General features: G+C 41.5%; 22 protein-coding genes. 2 read left to right on the forward strand and 20 right to left on the reverse strand.

The window, feature by feature from the left end:
- Positions 1–31: 31 nt before the first annotated feature.
- The 13 genes from NYE49_RS13010 to NYE49_RS13070 are packed head-to-tail and all read right to left on the reverse strand — an operon-like array spanning position 32 to position 11,240.
- A complete protein-coding gene (locus NYE49_RS13010) occupies positions 32–196 on the reverse strand; it encodes an XkdX family protein (protein WP_003229944.1) in 165 nt (54 codons plus the stop codon).
- Positions 193–528 (reverse strand): XkdW family protein, encoded by a 336-nt coding sequence (locus tag NYE49_RS13015; protein WP_339233413.1) that lies wholly within the window; start codon positions 526–528, stop codon positions 193–195. The genes NYE49_RS13010 and NYE49_RS13015 overlap by 4 nt, the downstream gene beginning before the upstream one ends.
- Positions 529–537: 9 nt before the next feature.
- Entirely contained in the window at positions 538–1,638 is a 1,101-nt protein-coding gene (locus tag NYE49_RS13020) for a pyocin knob domain-containing protein (RefSeq protein WP_342410291.1), read from the reverse strand.
- 2 nt (positions 1,639–1,640) lie between these two features.
- Entirely contained in the window at positions 1,641–1,913 is a 273-nt protein-coding gene (locus NYE49_RS13025) for a hypothetical protein (RefSeq protein WP_003229942.1), read from the reverse strand.
- Positions 1,910–2,488, reverse strand: coding sequence for a putative phage tail protein (locus tag NYE49_RS13030; protein WP_095432548.1), 579 nt, complete (start codon positions 2,486–2,488; stop codon positions 1,910–1,912). The genes NYE49_RS13025 and NYE49_RS13030 overlap by 4 nt, the downstream gene beginning before the upstream one ends.
- A complete protein-coding gene (locus tag NYE49_RS13035; RefSeq protein WP_268407677.1) occupies positions 2,472–3,518 on the reverse strand; it encodes a baseplate J/gp47 family protein in 1,047 nt (348 codons plus the stop codon). Before NYE49_RS13035 ends, NYE49_RS13030 begins: the two co-directional genes overlap by 17 nt.
- Positions 3,511–3,936, reverse strand: a complete 426-nt coding sequence (locus tag NYE49_RS13040; RefSeq protein WP_339233420.1) for a DUF2634 domain-containing protein — start codon at positions 3,934–3,936, stop codon at positions 3,511–3,513. Before NYE49_RS13040 ends, NYE49_RS13035 begins: the two co-directional genes overlap by 8 nt.
- A gap of 12 nt (positions 3,937–3,948) precedes the next feature.
- Entirely contained in the window at positions 3,949–4,215 is a 267-nt protein-coding gene (locus NYE49_RS13045) for a DUF2577 family protein (RefSeq protein WP_010330118.1), read from the reverse strand.
- The gene (locus tag NYE49_RS13050) at positions 4,212–5,192 is read right to left on the reverse strand and encodes a phage portal protein (protein ID WP_339233421.1); all 981 of its coding nucleotides are present in this window, start codon (positions 5,190–5,192) and stop codon (positions 4,212–4,214) included. The genes NYE49_RS13045 and NYE49_RS13050 overlap by 4 nt, the downstream gene beginning before the upstream one ends.
- A 13-nt stretch (positions 5,193–5,205) precedes the next feature.
- A complete protein-coding gene (locus tag NYE49_RS13055) occupies positions 5,206–5,865 on the reverse strand; it encodes a LysM peptidoglycan-binding domain-containing protein (protein WP_339233423.1) in 660 nt (219 codons plus the stop codon).
- Complete coding sequence (locus tag NYE49_RS13060) at positions 5,858–10,609, reverse strand: phage tail tape measure protein (protein ID WP_342410292.1); 4,752 nt, start codon at positions 10,607–10,609, stop codon at positions 5,858–5,860. Before NYE49_RS13060 ends, NYE49_RS13055 begins: the two co-directional genes overlap by 8 nt.
- A gap of 2 nt (positions 10,610–10,611) precedes the next feature.
- Complete coding sequence (locus tag NYE49_RS13065) at positions 10,612–10,749, reverse strand: hypothetical protein (RefSeq protein ID WP_289859369.1); 138 nt, start codon at positions 10,747–10,749, stop codon at positions 10,612–10,614.
- A gap of 41 nt (positions 10,750–10,790) precedes the next feature.
- Positions 10,791–11,240: a phage portal protein gene (locus NYE49_RS13070; protein ID WP_268472373.1), complete on the reverse strand. Its 450-nt coding sequence runs from the start codon at positions 11,238–11,240 to the stop codon at positions 10,791–10,793.
- Between the two features lie 171 nt (positions 11,241–11,411).
- Between NYE49_RS13070 and NYE49_RS13075 the strand changes: the two genes are divergently transcribed.
- Together NYE49_RS13075 and bsrH are read left to right on the forward strand one after the other, a co-directional pair.
- Complete coding sequence (locus NYE49_RS13075) at positions 11,412–11,570, forward strand: hypothetical protein (protein ID WP_268284202.1); 159 nt, start codon at positions 11,412–11,414, stop codon at positions 11,568–11,570.
- Between the two features lie 381 nt (positions 11,571–11,951).
- The gene (bsrH, locus tag NYE49_RS13080; protein WP_075058862.1) at positions 11,952–12,041 is read left to right on the forward strand and encodes a type I toxin-antitoxin system toxin BsrH; all 90 of its coding nucleotides are present in this window, start codon (positions 11,952–11,954) and stop codon (positions 12,039–12,041) included.
- A 348-nt stretch (positions 12,042–12,389) separates the two neighbouring features.
- Here the strand turns inward: bsrH and NYE49_RS13085 are convergent, their stop codons facing one another.
- Genes NYE49_RS13085 through NYE49_RS13115 form a run of 7 tightly spaced genes read right to left on the reverse strand, consistent with a single transcriptional unit; the run spans position 12,390 to position 16,129 of the window.
- Entirely contained in the window at positions 12,390–12,833 is a 444-nt protein-coding gene (locus tag NYE49_RS13085; protein WP_015714312.1) for a phage tail tube protein, read from the reverse strand.
- A gap of 2 nt (positions 12,834–12,835) precedes the next feature.
- Positions 12,836–14,236, reverse strand: a complete 1,401-nt coding sequence (locus NYE49_RS13090; protein WP_339233429.1) for a phage tail sheath family protein — start codon at positions 14,234–14,236, stop codon at positions 12,836–12,838.
- A complete protein-coding gene (locus NYE49_RS13095) occupies positions 14,237–14,428 on the reverse strand; it encodes a hypothetical protein (protein ID WP_033880532.1) in 192 nt (63 codons plus the stop codon).
- Positions 14,425–14,862, reverse strand: a complete 438-nt coding sequence (locus tag NYE49_RS13100) for a DUF6838 family protein (protein WP_095713355.1) — start codon at positions 14,860–14,862, stop codon at positions 14,425–14,427. The genes NYE49_RS13095 and NYE49_RS13100 overlap by 4 nt, the downstream gene beginning before the upstream one ends.
- 12 nt (positions 14,863–14,874) lie before the next feature.
- The gene (locus NYE49_RS13105; RefSeq protein ID WP_327808420.1) at positions 14,875–15,378 is read right to left on the reverse strand and encodes an HK97 gp10 family phage protein; all 504 of its coding nucleotides are present in this window, start codon (positions 15,376–15,378) and stop codon (positions 14,875–14,877) included.
- The gene (locus tag NYE49_RS13110; protein ID WP_339233434.1) at positions 15,375–15,737 is read right to left on the reverse strand and encodes a YqbH/XkdH family protein; all 363 of its coding nucleotides are present in this window, start codon (positions 15,735–15,737) and stop codon (positions 15,375–15,377) included. Before NYE49_RS13110 ends, NYE49_RS13105 begins: the two co-directional genes overlap by 4 nt.
- A complete protein-coding gene (locus NYE49_RS13115) occupies positions 15,734–16,129 on the reverse strand; it encodes a DUF3199 family protein (RefSeq protein WP_339233436.1) in 396 nt (131 codons plus the stop codon). The genes NYE49_RS13110 and NYE49_RS13115 overlap by 4 nt, the downstream gene beginning before the upstream one ends.

Consider the following 16,129-nt stretch of genomic DNA (forward strand, 5'->3'; position numbering starts at 1 on the left):
ACCACCCCCTTTAAGGCAAAATAAAAAAGCCCTAAATGGCTTCTCCTGTGATCTCTTTATACTGTTCAGCTGTAATGAGTTTTTTCTCTATTCCTTCCTGTAAATCTTCGGGCGAGCAATCTTTGAGATGAATTGCCTGTTTCACCATTTCAGAAGAAGCCCAGTTATAATGCAAAGCCAGCACCCAATAATTCATGAATCTTTCCCTCCTTGTAGAGTAAGCAGTTGCAACTTTATTTTTGAAAGCTCACTTCCCAAAGTTTGGTTTAATTCTTCAAGCTGTTTACGAGCCAGTTTTTCCTGCGATAACTCTTGCGCGAGTAGATCCACTTGAACTGGTGGTTCATATGCAGATGTATTATGAAGCTCTTCCCACCAAGATTTTAACTCTGCTTCAGTTGGTATAGGTGCCCTAATATTCCACTCTGCTATATATGAGGGAGTTCCGTCACCATTATTCTGGACAATAAAATCCTTTGTTGGATCAGCTGTTGGGTATTTAAAAAGAATAGCTTCGCCTATATTCATCGTTACCTCCTAAAATCTTGGATAGTTTCGGCCTCCAAGTTCTTGTATATCAAAAAAGTTAAATACACCATTTTTATCATCTACTGCCCTTTTCAGTGTTTCGTCTCCTCCATAATTACAGTAGCACCAGATTTCAACGTAATCTCCTTTATTCATGGGTACAGTCGCATTGCCGTTTAAACCAAGATTCATCCCATTATCCTTTTCCTGAAAGTCTCCTCTTACATGGTGCAGTGTTTTATATGCTTTTCCATTTAGGTAAACCTTCAAATGAAAGTTTATATAAGATGTATAATTTAAGGTATATATACTTGCCCCGATTAAGTACATTCCATCGTTCGGAGCAATAAATCGATTGTTTTTAGTATCAAAAGCATTATGGCTATCCTTGATGACCCTGTTAAATGCAATTTTAGTGTGATCAATCTTTTTCAAATACTGAACACCTGTAGTTCCAATATTCGCATGAGCAAAACCTGATATCTTTTGCCACGGAGTCCAGCCTGAACCACTCCACCAGTGTCTAATCCAAACTCCTGTACTGTCATAGTAAGTCCCAGACTCATTCCCTGTTCCGTAAAAGTATTGAGTGAAACCGTAATTATTATATTTTTCATTTTTGACAATGCCATAACCCAAGGGGTAGCCTGTAGTATTTCCCTGCCCAATGTCCATTAAGGTCAGTCCTAAAGGATATTCTTCCCCTCCTGTTCTTGCATCTTGAATAGCATTGTCTCCAGTAATTAACGTCAGATTGTTATTTTTATAGTTGGTATCCACGTAATATTTTGCATCCGATAAAGCCTTATCCGCTTTTTCCTGAGCTCCGACAATTGTTTCTTTTGCATTCCAATTCTCCCGTTCCACTGGTGTAATGTGCCGTTGTAAATCATTACGATGCTCTTCAAATTCTTTTTTCGAAGCTTGCTGTACATTATCAACGTTCCCTAGCCCGATTTGCGCCTTTGTTGTATTGTGAGGGTTGTTCATGTCATTTTTATGTACAGCTAAATCTTTATGCGCATCTTGAATGCCTTTCTCCCAACGGTTCACATCATCTTCATTAATCGGATCGTCCGGGAGCCAATCTGTTTTTGCATCATAAGCCATTGTTACACCACCTCAAAAGTAATCCTAAAATCTAGCGTTCTATTATTACTAACGTCTAAATCTGTTGTTCTTTCCGTAATCACGTTGTTTTGATCATCAAGTATCTGAACACTCTTAATATGTTTGATGTCTTCCTCTCGTTGAGTAAGCACCGTGACAACGGCACCCTGAATGGTGAGTTCCACAATTTCTGTTTCATTTCCATTCAGCAGCACTTTCGATATTCTATTTTTCAAATCTGCAGCTGTACGCTCTCTATAAAGCTGTGTAATCATACAAGGACCACCTCGTTATTATTTAGCGTGACGGAATAACCTACCTTTAGCTCACTTGCTTTTCGATACCTTCTGTTATTCAAAATGACAGTATCTTTTATTTGGAGTGGCTCATTCAAAGCAGCTCGCAAGGTATATGCCAAATGAGCTGGCTTCATATTCTCCAATGTTTCTATGAGCTCGCTCATATGCTGCATATCATCTATATCAATATCAACATTAAAACGGTACTCTCCGGGAAGCAGCCGAACCTGAGCTGACGGATTTTTCAGGAACCGGTTCAACGCGTGTTCAATGGCCCTATATGTTGCGGGGGGTATGTTGGACATTTTAGAGATTAGACGCAATCGGCGGATCTCATCGGTGTCACCTGATTCCCGCATTACGTTCAAAATCTTTTCCCATCGTTCAAGCCCCCAGGTTGCCGTAGTAACAAACAGCTGATCTGTCAGATCAAAGATACTGTTATTTTGCTTCTCAAATTCCGGAGCTTCCGCTTTAAGAAGTTCAGCCATTTCCTTTAATTTGGTAAGAAACGGCGGCAGGTAAGAAGTCATTTCATCGAGTTTGCTCAATGATGTTCACCTGCCCCAATTTAGGGATTTCGACATCACTCAGAACCAAATTTTCGGCCACGCCGTTGATTTTAATATCTGCGTAATCACTTACTGAAGGTGAATTGTAGACGATATTATTAATCTGCGATAAACGGATAACGTTATCTTCAAAAGCAATCTTTTTAAAGAGATTTAAAACACCTGATTCGATTTCTTGCTTTACCTGTTCGATAGAGCTATTGACCTCGGGAAGTACCTCGGCTGAAATCTCAACCTCTTTCCATACCGCACTCTCCACTGTGACAAAGGCACCTATTGGCGCTTGTCCCTCACCTTGTCCGGGTTCAGGATCAATATAGTTTTTAACCTTAGAAATCAAAATATCGGAAGCAGGTTCCAAGTTAGCATTAGTCACGACAATTTTGACTGTGCCGTCCCCGTTCCAAAGCGGAAAGATCTTTGCCTTCCCCACTCCGTCTACTTCTTCAGCCCATTGTTTATAGTGTGCTTTATTGGCACTGACAGCTTCTCGACGCACGCGGGTAAAATATCTAGCTCTTAAACTGTCATCATCCTCTTCTTCACGTCCAGGAATCAGAATCTCTTTCACAATCGCTTTTTGAAGCCCAGGTATAGTGTCTAATGACAATAGATTCTGGCCAGAAATATTCGCGTTCCCCGCTTCTCCGGCTGTTTCACATTCCAACGTCCCGTCAACTGTGTATTGAAAATAAAGATTATCAACATAAAAGCGAGAGCCTACAGGAATGGTCACACCTTCAGTAAACTCCGCTGCCCTGACTGCTTTTGTGGCAGCCGTTCGCTCGATGCCGGCTTCAGTAGCACGACGATCTAAGAATTCTCCTTGTGCTGTGTCCGAGAAGACAAGTTCCAGCACCGTATCGAGCCAAATGTAAGACTTGGCCAATTCTGCGGCTGCAGGAGCTAAGGCATTATAAATCACGCTGCCTTCCCTTGTATCAATGTCCGCTGAAATGCTGTTCAACATACGATCCATAATCACTTCAAAGGTTTGATCTTCAAACATCTTCGCCAAGCACCTCCTCGATCTCCAATGTTCCTTCGTCAGTTTCGACTGTAAAGGAGACACGGAACGATTCGCCTTGTTTATCTATTTCAAAATCTGTAACAGCAGAAATTCGGTCGTCATAGATCAGTGCTTCCTCTATCAGCCGAGGGATCTCCATTTTCTTATATGCGTCTGTTGTTTCGTTATCTGCCAGCACGTCTTGAAGCTCATTTCCAATGTCATGACTGTAAACAGAATATGCATATCGCTCAGTATGGAGAGACAGATATACAAACTGCTTAATCGCTTCAAGGCCTGTGATAATTTCATTTGTGATACAGCCATTTTCAAAATCTATTTTGTAGGTTTGCGAGGTCTCTATGACTTCGCTGTTATCTTCAATATCATCAAATTCAATTTCTGGCGAAAGGGCCAACCCAGGCACCCCCTATATTTTGTCGAGAATAAAAAATGATTGTCCGCCTTTTAAGGAGACAACCATCACATTCTCACCCATCTTTAGTTCTTCATCTCCTCCAGCGCGCAGCCGTTTAGGAATAATAATCAAATCAGACGGAATAATTAGCTTTTCATTTTCATTGAGTTTAATTTCAACAGGAGAAACGGAAACCACTTCAGCCGGCATAATATCCACCGGTGACTCAGAATCAACTGCACCGACAGCCAAATGTTTGATTGCTTCACTTAATCTCATGAGGAAACACCATCAGGGATAGAATTTTTCTCAACCACATCAATGGTCATCGTGTGTGTCGATCCTTTAAATTCGTGTTTATCTGTATCAATCCAGTATGTTTTCTTAACCCCGACTTCCGGAATTGAGATATAGACGGGCAAGCCGCTCTGAAGATCCGGAATGCCAATCGCTTGAATACTCTTAAGTTCTTTTTTAACACCTTTTTTCTGTGCCTGTTTGACTTTCGCACGCTCCTGAAGCTGCGCCTGGTTAATGTTATCAGAAACCGTTTCGACATACTGAAGCACACCATATTTACTGATCCCTGAGCTGTCACTTGCGGTGGCTGTGTATGTTTTATTGTCTTTCTGCCGGCGGAGCTTTACTTTTGTGGCTGTGTCATTAATGGAAGTGCTGTATTGATAACCAGTAATGTTCACACCCGATTCTAGCACCCATACTTCTGAAGGATCTGGCCAAGCTCGTAGACCGAGCTTTCCTTTCGCAGAATATAATTGATAATTCCTTCCTGTTTGGCTCTTCGTTTGTTTCAAGGCTTTCAGAATCATGTCATAAAGGCTCGTATCATCTTTAAACACTAATGATTTAATGGTGTAACCCGTATTTGCAATGGATGTAGTCGGAATCTGAAAATCTCGCGCCAACCGTTTTATAATCTCGTCTGCACGTTGATTTGAGAAAACATAAACATCTTTGTTCTTAACCAGATATTGCAGCATGTCATAAGCCGTAAAGGTCAGCCCATGTTCTTCCGGATTGCGAGAAAACACAATACCTCGAAACAGCTCTTTCCCTTTCCACTTAAACAGAACCGTATCCCCTTCTGATACGCTGTAATATGAATGGGTTCCTTGTTTCGTTATGATCTTTGCTGTGATTGATCGCGGTGCCTGATACCGTTGTCCCTCAAGAGAAACACTTTCAGTCACCAGCTCAAGCCATTCCGTTTCTTTAATGACGAAAAGTTCTATCATTGTCATCACCTGCTTACTGCGGTATCTTTAATTTTTGCCCAGGAAAGATCCAGTGTCCTGGCTGTCTTATATTCCGTTTGCTTCGTTTGATCATAGCCTTTTTATTGACGTTCCAGATCTTGCGCCATTTTGTACTGTCTCCATAAAATTTGCCCGCAAGGTCCCACAGTGTATCGCCTTTCTTAACGGTGTATGTTTTAGGAGCTGATTTAGATGGCCGTTTCTTCTTCGTCTTTTTCTTCTGCTTGATCTTCCGCGGCGAAGCAGTTTTGTATTCCTTCAGCTTTATTTCATAATCACGATCACCTATATCTTTTTGGCCCTCGCTATAAGAAAAAACCTCGATACTGCAAGTTAAATTAATTTTCGTTCCAGTAATTAAGAATTGAACCGGCTTTTTAGATTTCACCCATTTCTCGATCTTTGTAATAGCATTTTCAGGAGAAGGAAATCCCTTATACTCAGCAAGCGGGCTGTGTTTCTTTGGAAAAAAAGAATAGAACGAAATTTCTTTCGCTCCCGGTTTATCAATAAAAGTGATCTCCCCAAAACTAGCCACTTTTACTGATTCATTTTGAATTGTGTTTGAAATATCAATTTGTTCAGGAAGGACAGGAAGCCGCAGCTTGTCCTTCCCTTGTGACATCCAGAATTCATATATGGATTTAGTCAAAAGCAACGACTCCCTTCGTTCCAATGTTGATATCCTGTTCAAGCTCCTCGACAAGGGCCTGCTTAATCTTAGCTACAAGGCTGTTCATGTCTTGGTCATTGTGAAAATGCTGATCACCATTAAACTGGATAACAACTTCTTTGCCTCCTGCAGCTGTAACTGTTGTTTGTTGGCTGCCTGTAGTAGCGGCTGTTATTTGACCGGAGGATAATTCAGTTTGGCCAGTTTGAGATGGGTCTGTGACTTCCATTCCGAGCGCTTTAGCTGCTTGAGCTAACAGATAGCGGCCGCGGATGCCCCGCTCCTCCGGAATGATCCATTCCCGTTTGTTTCCTTCACCGACAAGGGCAATCTGCTCTTTGGTAATGAGTCCGCCGTTCGCATAACCAACATACGGTCCACGGCGTCTCATGCTTCTAATGCCTGGTACATTATTAATTGATCCATATCTGCTTTTGATATAGCCAATCGCAGCAGCAGCGTTGTGAATCGGGTTAAGAATATTATTCATGCCCGGCAATTTGTGTGCGTTGAAGGTACTTGGGATTGTCTGCATGAGCCCCTGAGATGGATGTCCTGCTTTCGCATTACTATCCCATAAGTTGATTGCCTTCGGATTACCGCCTGACTCATGCTGAGCAATTGTCATCAGCCCTGGAAGCCAGCTCATCGGTGTCTTTGTAGCCATGATAGCAGCCATGAGCCATTGCTTTACATTCCCGCTTACTGCACCCATTCCGGAATAAGCAGCAGCTAGTGAGCCTGCTTGTTTTTCAGCAAACTTTTTCACATCAACAGAATCCAGACCTTTTACAATACCTATAGAGGCAAAACGACCAAGACTCATCATGACACGGGAAGGTGAATGAATATCCAGCTCTTCACGAAATGCCTTCTCAACTTTTTTCGCCAGTTCCTTGGCAGCCTCATTGACTTCACTTGCCTTAGAAGTCATGCCTGAAACAAAATTACCGATCATACCGCTCCCCCATCCGTTTGATGATTCTTTAGAGCGGATAAACGGCTTGTTAATATGAGTGCTGACGTATTGATCAGTACCAGTTTGTGAGCTATTTTGTCCGGAAGCAAAACCTTTGATCGTTCCGCTTCCCCATGATGAAGATTTATTAACAGTGTTCTGAAATGGCATTTTAACCTTCGTCTGCAAGAAGCTATCTGTACCGGTCGAAGTGCTGTTTTGACCTTTAGCATATCCATTGACCACTTGCTTTCCGTAATTCGGAAAATAAGAGATTAAATTGTTCATTGGCTGGCAAACGTTTTTCTGTTTCCAAGCGTCCATAGAAACAACATGATCTCCAATTCCTTGATCAAAGCCTTTAGTGAACTGTTGACCAAATGAAGTCGCTTGTTCATCCAGACTGGATGTGTCAATGATAGGAGATACAGAAGCAGTCACCGCCGCTCTACGGATTAGCGGGGAAGTTGTTGGTTCACCTCCTGCAGATGAAGCAGATGCTATATCATCAACAACATTCATCCCTAATTTCGAAGCAGCTTGAGAAAGGAGCATTTTGCCGCGACCTTTATTATTCTCAACAGGAATAACAAACTCTTTACCAGCTTCACCAATCCAAGATATCGTTGGCTTCGTAATGTAACCACCAGTAGCATGTTTCTTTGGCTTTTCTTTTCCCGTACCAAATAAATAATTTACGCCACTCTTCACATATCCCCACGCTTTACCAGCAGTTTTTTTCGCACTTGAAGCTACTTTACCACCAACTTCTTTTACTCCGCCTAAAATACTGCTTCCCAATTCCTTTACACTCTGCCACTTTTCAGACCACCACTTCTTACTAAAAAGGGTTTCTGAGATGGAACTCTTAACACTTTTCCATATTGATTTAGCATTGTCCCATTTATTTTTTGACCAGCTCTTTACACTTTCCCATTTTCCTGACCACCATTTCTCGCTAAATAAAGTGGACTTTAGCTTTCCTTTAACGGATTGCCAAACAGAAGACGCGCTGTCCCACATACTTTGAGCCCAACCTTTCACGCCTTCCCATTTTCCTGACCACCACTTCTCACTAAACAAAGTGGATTTTATTTTTCCCTTTACGGACTCCCAAACAGATGATGCACTATTCCATTTGTCCTGTGCCCAGCTTTTAACGCCAGACCACTTCTCAGACCACCATTCACTATTAAATAAAGTAGACTTCACCTTTTCTTTTACATGAGACCATGTATCACTTAACCCATTCAGAGAAGTCTTCGCATTACTCTTAATACCGGACCATTTTTCAGACCACCATTTTTGATCAAATAATGTACTGTCTAGTTTCTTTTTTACTTCTGAACCATCAAACGCCTTACCTAAACTTGAACCGCCCATGGTGCCTGCTATACCACCAACTATTCCACCAATGGCTGTTCCCACTCCTGGAATAACACTGCCAATAGCTGCTCCTGTAGCCGCTCCAGCAAGACCACCGCCAGCTGATCCAATTTTTTCACCTACATTGTCTTTATTCATCCCAATTAAATCTGTTGCCGCTAACGCTGTTCCTAATAGAGGGACTCCCTTTGCAAACTTGCCAACACTTTTCAGAGGACTTAAGACTTTCCCGAACTTCGATGTACCGCCTGCAGCTCTACCAGCTGAGTATAGCTCCGATCTCGTAGTGATTATTGCTGATCTTGAATCTCTGGTTGGATTAGTACCTACAGTTCTTCCGGAACGCCTTCTCTCCAACCGTTCAGATGACACAGCAATTGAACTATCAGAAGGGTTCATTCGGTTTGGATTACCGCGTCGTCCTAAAACTCTTTTCCCTCGTCTTCTACGAATGCGATCATTTTTACCTCCATCGCTACAACAGCAACATGTTAAGCTGCCGCTTCGAGGCAAACTCGTTGGACCTATGGCAGTTTTGGATGTCCTTGTGCTGGCATTACGATTACTGTTTCTGTTCCTCCTTTCACTTCGCGTATTAGCGCCAGCTTCAGGAGTACGTTTTGGAATTAGCTTTCGGATTACTCCTGCTGCATCACTTCCGACAGTACCTATGCCTTTTAACAGCGGACGTAGTATTTTCAAATAACCAATCAACCCAATTAAAGAAGGGATCACAACTTTAATCGCTGTTTTCAAATCATCCCAATGGTTGACGCTCCACTCAATGGCTACGTTTAACTTACCACCTATCTCCTCACCAAGATCGGCAATATCTTTTTTGATCTCTTTAAGTTTTTCCTGACCTTCTTTACTGTTAATGTACGAGCTGATTTTATCAAAGGCTGGCCCTAATCCAGTTAGCAGAGAAGTTCCCATATCCTTAGATATGCTTTCAAAATCTCTCATGGCATCATTAACCGGTGTCATCGGGTTATTATCCCGAAGTTTCGTAAAGCTTCGTTCTAATTCACCGCTTGTTTTGGCACTTGTACCAATACCCTCAGCCATATCTAAAATCGGCTGTTTAAGGTCTTCGTATTGTGTTCCAATAAGCTCAGTTGCAATAGCAGCCCGCTTTGTTTTATCTTTCACTTTAGAAAGGGCTTTTGCCACCCTAAATAAACTTTCCTCTCCGCTTATTGAACCATCTTTGAAGCCCTTGAACATTTTCTTAGTTTCCTTGGCTCCGAACAGCGTTTTAAATGCGTCCACTTGGCTATCAGACATTTCGGTTCGGCGGATGTTAAACTCACGCATACTATCGGCTAGATTATCGAAGTTTCTGGCGCCACCCTTTGTTCCTTTTATCATGGCGTTTGCAATTTGGCCGCCTGTGAGCTTCAAGTCTTTAAAGGTGGAACTGTATTCATTCATCGTGTCCAATAAATCGTCAGCTTGGTCACCGGCATTCCGATATACATAAGCAATTAAGTCTCCGCTTTGTTTCCCGGACAATTTCAAGTTGTTATACATTGAACTGAAAGCGCGATCTACCTCTGTCTGATCAGCATTCATGAGCTGGGCGATCTTACTTGACGACTCAGTCAATTCAGCCAGAGCTTTTTTAGACGCCCCTGTCTGTTGCGATAAGTTTCTTAGAGATAAACTGACTTCTTCCCGAGAACTGCCCGCTTTATTGTTGAAATAGATCTGATCCGTCATTCTTGCAACATCTTTTTTATTAACGTTTGAAGTTGCTGACACATAAGCATCCTGAGACATTGTACTTTTACCAGAACCCATAATTGAACCTGCAGAAAAACCACCTGCAACTGCCAGAGTAATGGTAGCATCCTTCAAGCTGTCTATTTTCGCTTCAATTGCATCAAGAGCCGCTGAAGCTCTATCCTTAATTGAAACAGTTGGCTCTGCATGTTCGCTATCTACATCGGACACTTGACGACGGATCTCATCTAATTGGTTTGAAGCTCGATCACGAACTGAAACAGTTGGCTCAGCGTGCGAGCGATTCAAATCAGACAGACCTCCACGGATTAAGCGAAAACGCGGTGTAGCTAGATCATTTACGGAAACCGTCACCTCATGGCGGCTCTCGGTAAGATCCTCAGCTTGCTGACGTATAGAATGTAAGCCATTTGAAGCTCGATCATCTAAATCCACTTCAATCGATCGAGCCCGACCGGTCAAACGGTTGGCAGATCGGTCAATTCGCCGCATAACTCTTTCAGTCCGGTCTTCAGCGTCAAAAATAAGAGGGCCATTAGCGGCCCTCTTAAGTCTTTCAGCATTGCCTTGTATCATTCGAAGCTTGCAGGAAATCTTATCATGTAATTCAAACGTGGCTGTTAGTTTAGCCATAGTTAATTACCTCCCTTCTTCGCTTCTTCTTCTAACAGCTCAAGCTTATAACTGATAAACCCATATAAGAGCGCCTTGAATTGTCGCGGTGCCTCATATAGTTCTCTTAATTCTGACGGGGCGTATTTGAGCTCATGCATCGCGTAATAAAGATATACAGCCTCTTTGTCCCCGTCCTTTACTAGTTTTTTGCTGTTTCTTCAAGGTCTTCGAGATCATCATCAAAGCCGTTGATTTCAATTGCTTTGTTCAGCCAGTTTGCATACTCACCGCCGACAGAAAGAACACGTTTGGCGACTTCCACTGGATCTTCTGTTTTGTAGGCCTCACGTAGTTCCTTAGCTTTAAAGTTCGGGTAAACAGTCGTTTCAACCGCAATACGAGCATAAAAGCGTTGGCTGTCCAACTCCTTTACGCGACCTCGGCCTTTTACATTTTTGTATGTCGTGTTTTCTTTCTCCAACTCATCAATGCGTTCTGTCGTAATAGCTTTGAATACGAACGGAATCACCTTTCCTTGCTTATCTACAAACCGCTTTGAGATAGGCACTTCAACCTCTTCAGCTTCGATTGTTTTTCCTGGCATAAAGAATGAAAGATCATATGTTTTTTCGTTTTGTTTTTCGCTCATGTTTATTAGCTCCTTTTCAAAAATGGAAATAAAAAAGGCATATTTTCTATAAAAAATATGCCTTTCCAATTATTTCAGTTATAATACTAGATAAGCTGCCTTATGCAGCATGTAAGTCCCTCCATACAATCATTGCTTAATTTATATTCGTTAAAAGGGAGGTGAATTCATATGTCTGCCTATGAAACATTTATGGTCATTATAAACTTTGCCAATTTACTTGGCAGTGTTGTGACTGTGGTTTTGGCTTTTTTGACCTTTATTTTCACATTTAAAAAGAAAGACACCCCTGCGGCTAGCAATGAGTGTCCAAAACAAACGGATGCTTAAATAGCAAATCCTAAAAGATAGAGTGTTGCAGCACTCTATCTTTTTTTATTTTATGCATTTCTCAAGAAAGAAATACACGTTAACAAGTTGTATTGTTGCAATTTAGTGCTACCTATAAACTTACGCGATTAATTGCAATACTTTTGCTTGGCACCATTATAACATGAATATATATTGATTATATAATTATTTGTATCTTTTATTTGTTACTTTTTTTATCTATGAGTTCAAAACGCTGATCATAGAAGCCTTAACCCTTTTTCTTTTATTAAAAACCCTCGGATTATGAAAGTGTTATGGTACAATATGGTTTAGTATAAATGAATATTGGCTTTCAACATCTCAAGGGCGGTCTGGCTCACTCCCTCATGAAAGGGGGTGATGCACGTGTCAACATTTCAAGCATTAATGCTTATGCTTGCTTTCGGGTCATTTATAATTGCCCTGTTGACTTATATAAAGAAGAAATAGACCCACCCCTTGAGCTCGGCAAAGTTAAAGGGTAAAGTCTATCCTAAATACTTTCATGAAGTTGTTAAGCCAGCCCTCTTGATAGGCCAACATTTATACTGACCCGGCGGCAACCGGGTCTCTTTTATTTTATGCATTTCTTTGGAAAGAAATACATGGAAAACTAAAAGAAATGAAATGCATTACATAGGTATTCGTGAAATACCTATAGTATTGATAATACTATTTTAACCACTTTACCACAACGTTATCAAGTGGTTATGTATTAGATTCTACTAGTTTTCCCTAGATGATACGAGTTTCCTCTAAAATTTTTCAAGAAGAATTGAAATGCATTACAGTTGATTCTTAAAAAGTTTCCTTAAGCTTTTCAGGAACATCAAAGTCTTCGAAAGTAAATGGTACTTCTTCCTCTAATGCTTCAGAGTCCACATCAAGTCCGGCGATTTTCGCTGAGTCAAAGTTTACATCATATAAAGTGACACGTTCAGTACCTCGACCGGAAGATGCGTCATCCAGTACAGCTTGCAACGTGAAATAAGGATCGCTTCCCTTTTTCACATAATCCATCATAATAAGAACAAATTGAGAAGTCACTTTATAAAAAGTGGCTGTTCCCGTTCCATTTGCTCCAGTCGTTTTGTGCCCCGTCATCCGACGGCCCATGATATTGACCTCGGATTTATTTTTCTCCACATTGGCCTCAAAAGTTTTGATATGGGCCATTTCTTCTCCATCAAGAAACAGCCTGCCCTCTTTACCTGAAATGGTGTTTTGCGCTTTTAATGCCATTCCTATTTCACCTCAACATTAAAGTAGAATTTTTCAGCTGCATCCACCGGTTGAACTGCAAGATCAATCAGGAAGCCGTCACGATCATTATTCAGAGCAATTGTAATGTCATTCTCTGAATCAAAATCAGTAATGCCCCCGTTATCTTGAAGAACACTCAAGTATTGAGTAATCAGTGTTTTTACAAACTGCAATCCGTCATTTGTAGCGGGAACGTCACTGCCGCTTGCTTTGCGAGACTTGATCAATGCTTTCAATTGAGATGTCAGGTCATTATTGATTGCATCAAGTACACGGACAATTTTGTTTTTCTGGAACATCTTATTTTTCTCAGCTGTTAGGCTTGTGAGTGAATTAATGTCCTTTTCAACCGATACTGATTTATCACGAGAATCATAAGTAAACAAGAATTCCCCATTTGACAATCGTTCAACGATTTCGTCGTTGTCAATTCGGTTAAGAACATCTACAGCTCCCTCGTATTCTACAAATGTAAGTGATTGATTAAATGTAGCCCCCGCACTCGCGCCGGCAACCCAAGCCGTAGCTTTTTCAGGAGTGATCTCCGTTCCATTTTCAAGTAGGACTCCACCAGTTACATTGATAATACCCTCATGGTCTCCCTTATAATTTGAAAGTACACCTTGAACCTTTTGCCCTTGGTTGTCTCTCAGCCGTTTGATAAACGCAACAAACGTTGCTTTTAATTGCTCGTTATCCTCTACAGGCAGTGCGATTGTGTCAAAGTATTCCGTTTCAGCCGCTTCCAAGAAAGCTGTATAATCGGCATTTGTCGGTGTTTTGTCTGTCCCGCCTGACAAGCGGATTCCGGAAGATGCCGGAAGAGCCCCGCTAATGTCTTCAGGGGCCGTACCGGTTAACGGAATAGTGACTGTTAAATCACCTTTCCCTGTAAACGTGACATAGTTATTTTGTTTAAGCTCTTCAGCTTTAGACACTGTTTGTTTATCCACTTCTGACTGATCAAGGTAGGTAGTGACATCAACTTTCAAAGAGTCAATAACGTTCTCAGTGATGCTGATAATGATGTCATTACCCTTTGTGCCGCCATAAAGAGCAGTAGCTTTTACACCTTCGCTAATGTCTGCTGAAGCACGAAGACCTTCCGTCAGACGATAAAGCAAGACTGTACTTGCCTTTTTCATTGCTTCACGTAAAAGCAATAGCGATGGATCATCAATATTCAACCCTACTTTTTTATTCAAGTCCTCGATGGAAGAGATAGAAATGAATTTCTTAACCTCACCCCAGCTGGATGCTATCGGCAGCGCAACTGTTCCACGTTCTCCGGCAGAAACACGGTTCTCCGCGGTCGTTTTGAAGTTAAAGTAAATACCGGCACGCTCTTTTTCCTTGCCGGGTGTGAATGTTCCGCCGTTCATCTATTTGACCTCCTTTTGAAGAAACTGAGTAATCAACTTCTTCGCTTCCGATTTTGTAATACTCGTTTTATGAACATGAAAAAGAGCACCGTCAAACACCTCGGGTTTTACCCCAAAGAGCTCTCGACTGTGCTCTCGCAAATCCTTAATATAAAAAGCATTTTCTGCTTTCTCTTTTTTAGTGGCCATCATTTCACCCCACTTTTAAATTTAAAACCATCTATTGAACGCTGTTCTTCTCGCTCATACCAATAGCGGCTCGTCCAGTTTAAGACAATGGTCGCGTAATCATCTGATACCCGCGTTTCTATTCGAGATAGCCGAATAAAATCACCTGTATCCTCGCCAGATTCTTGTATAAGCGGAATTATGCCCCTTTTGCTTCTAAGTGTATCCACAATCCTTTCTGCTTCATTATGAGCCTTCTGTGCGTTTTCGTGAAAGAGTTTTACGTTTAAAATATAGGCTTTCTGAAACGTAGATACTGTGTCCGCCCCATCGACCGTGGAAGCCGGTGGAAAGTAAAGAGACGGAACAGCAAAGTTCTGTGGTATTTCTTCTTCATACACTTGAACAGGATACAGTTTGTATAGATAGCCCATAATTGAACCTACTTCTTGATTCATGGCAGCACCGCCTTAAAATTCTTCATCAATCCATTGCTGCAGCTTCCGCTCAAGGCTTCTCTCAAACATCAACTGAAATACAGCCATGGCATTATCCCAAAACCCAGAACCGTCTACCCATTGGAACTTCAGCAGCATGCCGGAATTTCTTTCAGCAGGGTCATACTCGAAACGGTCGCCTTTCCACCGCCCTGGGACCCACCGTCTATCCTGATTTTTAGACGGATCGATCGTAAAGTGCCCGTCATTCACGTATGAGGCGTATTCCAGATTTGTTCCAACATCCAACTTTAAGCTGCCTTTTGTCATTGAAAAGATATTATCCTGGTCACCTTTCTGAAAGGAATTAAGCAAGCGGCGTGTGTCTACCGTCTTCGTCCTGATAATTTCATCTTGAATAATGTCTAGGAACTCAAAACCCATAGCTTCAAGCCACTCCTCGTATTTCCCTTTCAATTCTCCGCGAGAAGCACGGTTTAATGACTGAATGAACTGATCAAGACCTTTGATCTTCACAAACATTCAACCTCCCGTACTGCCGTCACTTCCCAATGATGATTCCTGACTTTGCGGGGCTTCTGTAATTTATAAGCAGTACCATCCCAAACCACCCTGTCATTTACTCGAATATCAGTAGTAGCAGGGAAATGCACAAGGAATGATTGATAAATAGCTACATTCGGTTCTTGTTGGATAATGGACTGACTCTTTTCTATAAAAAAACACGGCTGATTTTCTATGTCCGGCTCATCAGGGTACGAAAAAACCGGTTGAACATCTTCAACCGGCACCCCGAATTTTTGCTTTCTATTTTCTTTTTTCTCCTGCAGATGGTAAATGTCACATCTGTGAGTCAATAATGATTGATAACTCATATTGATCTCATCCGCACTTTCGCTTCAATCCCTTCTAAATCAGGGTTAGCCGGTTTCACATAATCTTTTATTAATGCATACACATCAGGTTCTTGAAGAGAACTGCCATCCCCTAGAGTATAAGAATAATCACCAATCTTTTCAGTTGTATATCCTTTAATAATTGACTCGTCGCCATTTATAAGAGCATAAAACTGCGACAACTTTAATAGGGCCAGTCGAACCGTTTCAGGCAAAGGAATATACTCTGCATCTGAAAAGTCATGTCCAACTTTAAGAATGATATCAGCAGTAGCCTCAAGGATATCCTGTTTTAACAACTCGTCAGGCCTGGTCTTTACAGACTCAAAAACTGAATAACTCTTTAATTCATCAGGAGTGATTAACAGCAT

It is taken from the genome of Bacillus sp. FSL L8-0358, from assembly GCF_038593095.1.
GTDB classification, from domain to species: Bacteria; Bacillota; Bacilli; order Bacillales; family Bacillaceae; genus Bacillus; species Bacillus subtilis.

What these genes read in the sequence shown, in the direction of transcription:
- NYE49_RS13010 (WP_003229944.1), bottom strand. Translation starts at nt 196, where the DNA reads ATGAATTATTGGGTGCTGGCTTTGCATTATAACTGGGCTTCTTCTGAA.
- NYE49_RS13015 (WP_339233413.1), bottom strand. Translation starts at nt 528, where the DNA reads ATGAATATAGGCGAAGCTATTCTTTTTAAATACCCAACAGCTGATCCA.
- NYE49_RS13020 (WP_342410291.1), bottom strand. Translation starts at nt 1,638, where the DNA reads ATGGCTTATGATGCAAAAACAGATTGGCTCCCGGACGATCCGATTAAT.
- NYE49_RS13025 (WP_003229942.1), bottom strand. Translation starts at nt 1,913, where the DNA reads ATGATTACACAGCTTTATAGAGAGCGTACAGCTGCAGATTTGAAAAAT.
- NYE49_RS13035 (WP_268407677.1), bottom strand. Translation starts at nt 3,518, where the DNA reads ATGTTTGAAGATCAAACCTTTGAAGTGATTATGGATCGTATGTTGAAC.
- NYE49_RS13045 (WP_010330118.1), bottom strand. Translation starts at nt 4,215, where the DNA reads ATGAGATTAAGTGAAGCAATCAAACATTTGGCTGTCGGTGCAGTTGAT.
- NYE49_RS13050 (WP_339233421.1), bottom strand. Translation starts at nt 5,192, where the DNA reads ATGATAGAACTTTTCGTCATTAAAGAAACGGAATGGCTTGAGCTGGTG.
- NYE49_RS13060 (WP_342410292.1), bottom strand. Translation starts at nt 10,609, where the DNA reads ATGGCTAAACTAACAGCCACGTTTGAATTACATGATAAGATTTCCTGC.
- NYE49_RS13065 (WP_289859369.1), bottom strand. Translation starts at nt 10,749, where the DNA reads ATGCATGAGCTCAAATACGCCCCGTCAGAATTAAGAGAACTATATGAG.
- NYE49_RS13070 (WP_268472373.1), bottom strand. Translation starts at nt 11,240, where the DNA reads ATGAGCGAAAAACAAAACGAAAAAACATATGATCTTTCATTCTTTATG.
- NYE49_RS13075 (WP_268284202.1), top strand. Translation starts at nt 11,412, where the DNA reads ATGTCTGCCTATGAAACATTTATGGTCATTATAAACTTTGCCAATTTA.
- bsrH (WP_075058862.1), top strand. Translation starts at nt 11,952, where the DNA reads ATGCACGTGTCAACATTTCAAGCATTAATGCTTATGCTTGCTTTCGGG.
- NYE49_RS13085 (WP_015714312.1), bottom strand. Translation starts at nt 12,833, where the DNA reads ATGGCATTAAAAGCGCAAAACACCATTTCAGGTAAAGAGGGCAGGCTG.
- NYE49_RS13090 (WP_339233429.1), bottom strand. Translation starts at nt 14,236, where the DNA reads ATGAACGGCGGAACATTCACACCCGGCAAGGAAAAAGAGCGTGCCGGT.
- NYE49_RS13095 (WP_033880532.1), bottom strand. Translation starts at nt 14,428, where the DNA reads ATGATGGCCACTAAAAAAGAGAAAGCAGAAAATGCTTTTTATATTAAG.
- NYE49_RS13100 (WP_095713355.1), bottom strand. Translation starts at nt 14,862, where the DNA reads ATGAATCAAGAAGTAGGTTCAATTATGGGCTATCTATACAAACTGTAT.
- NYE49_RS13110 (WP_339233434.1), bottom strand. Translation starts at nt 15,737, where the DNA reads ATGAGTTATCAATCATTATTGACTCACAGATGTGACATTTACCATCTG.
- NYE49_RS13115 (WP_339233436.1), bottom strand. Translation starts at nt 16,129, where the DNA reads ATGCTGTTAATCACTCCTGATGAATTAAAGAGTTATTCAGTTTTTGAG.